Annotated in this window: 1 protein-coding gene; it reads left to right on the plus strand. The window is 70.6% G+C overall.

Annotated features, from left to right (window positions below):
* A partial coding sequence (locus tag G6038_RS30780) for an MBL fold metallo-hydrolase (RefSeq protein ID WP_165042705.1) occupies positions 1 to 933 on the plus strand: 933 nt, incomplete at both ends.

The following is a 933-nucleotide window of genomic DNA, read 5'->3' on the forward strand; positions in this document are numbered from 1 at the left end:
ATGATTCTCGAGCAGTACTACATCGAGTGCCTGTCGCACGCGTCGTACCTGATCGGTGACGAGAGCACCGGCCGGGCGGTGGTGGTCGATCCGCGCCGCGATGTCACCGAGTACCTCGACGACGCCGCCAGGCACGGGCTGACCATCGAGGGTGTGATCAACACCCATTTCCACGCCGACTTCGTCTCCGGGCATCTCGAGCTGCTCGAGGCGACCGGGGCGTGGATCGGGTTCGGGGAGGCCGCCGAGGCGGACTACCCGATCCGGCGGCTGCGCGACGGCGAGCACCTCTCGCTCGGCGAGGTGGACCTCGAGATCCTGGCCACCCCGGGGCACACCTGGGAGTCGATCTCGGTGCTGGTGCGCGAGCAGCCGGGGGCGACCCCGACGGCGGTGCTGACCGGGGATTCGTTGTTCATCGGCGATGTGGGCCGCCCGGACCTGGTGAACCTGGGGGACTCGTCGACCGAGGATCTGGCGCGGGCGATGTACCACACGGTGCACGAGAAGCTGCTGACCCTGCCCGATGCGGTCACGGTGATGCCCGCGCACGGCGCCGGCTCGTCGTGCGGGAAGAACCTGTCGGCGGAGCTGACCTCCACGATCGGGGAGCAGCGGGTGAGCAACCCGTCGGTGCAGCCGATGAGCGAGGAGGCGTTCGTGGCGCTGGTCACCGAGGGGCAGCCGGCGGCGCCGTCGTACTTCTCGGTCGATGCCGGGTTGAACAAGAGGGTGCATCCGCTGCTCGATCCGGGGCGAGCCATCCCGGCGCTGAGCCCGGAGCGGGTGCGGGCCGAGCTGGCCGCCGGCACCCGGGTGCTCGATGCGCGCAGCGTGGACGACTTCGCCGCCGGGCATCTGCGCGGGTCGGTCAACGTCGGGTTCGACGGCCGGTTCGCCGAGACCGGCGGGATGGTCGCCGAGGTGGGGGAG

The organism is Rhodococcus sp. 14C212, from assembly GCF_011058195.1.
GTDB lineage: Bacteria > Actinomycetota > Actinomycetes > Mycobacteriales > Mycobacteriaceae > Rhodococcus > Rhodococcus aetherivorans.